Origin of the sequence: Enterobacter sp. UCD-UG_FMILLET (assembly GCF_000762975.1) — a bacterium.
Taxonomy (GTDB): Bacteria; Pseudomonadota; Gammaproteobacteria; order Enterobacterales; family Enterobacteriaceae; genus Enterobacter; species Enterobacter dykesii.
Window position 1 is genome coordinate 1 of the sequence record NZ_JRJC01000041.1, and the last position, 580, is coordinate 580.

Consider the following 580-nt stretch of genomic DNA (forward strand, 5'->3'; position numbering starts at 1 on the left):
GCCAGCGCACCGTGATAATTGGCCGCCGCGACGTTCGCCGCGCTGCCGGTTTGCTGTAAATCCTCGCTGGAGATGGCGTTTTTAATCAGCGTACGGCGATGGGCCGCGTCCTGGCGCATCAGCATCTCATGGCGTTTTGACTCGACGTCCGCCTGCGCGCTGGTCACCGCCAGCTTTAGCCAGCGCGGATCGATGGTGTAAAGCACATCGCCCCGGTTCACCCACTGATTATCCCGCACGGCCACGCTTCTGGCCTTTATGATGTGGAAACACTACGCACAAACGCCGTGGACCCGCGACGGCGCTTAAGGTCAGCGCATAGCGAGCCAGTAAAGAGAGCAGTGATTTCATGACAATAACCCCAACGCGGTCAGACCCTGCATCAGCAGGAAAAAGGTGACAATCCAGGTTGAAACATCCATCAGCGGGCGAAACGGCAAGCGCCAGTGTAAAAGATTCATCATGGATATCAGTAGCTCAGCTAATAGCTATTTTATGAATCATTAATTTTACAGTGAGAATGGCTTTAAGCACAGTGTATGTAAATCACACAACCGCTTTAACGGAGAGATCATGAAAC

At 53.1% G+C, this 580-nt stretch carries 2 pseudogenes; both read right to left on the bottom strand.

The features are described 5' to 3' along the window. Positions 1–351: pseudogene (locus tag LA04_RS19625) on the bottom strand (efflux transporter periplasmic adaptor subunit); the annotation flags it as partial. Beyond that, a pseudogene (locus LA04_RS25345) lies at positions 348–452 on the bottom strand (DUF1656 domain-containing protein); the annotation flags it as partial. The pseudogenes LA04_RS25345 and LA04_RS19625, both read right to left, overlap by 4 nt. Positions 453–580 lie beyond the last annotated feature (128 nt).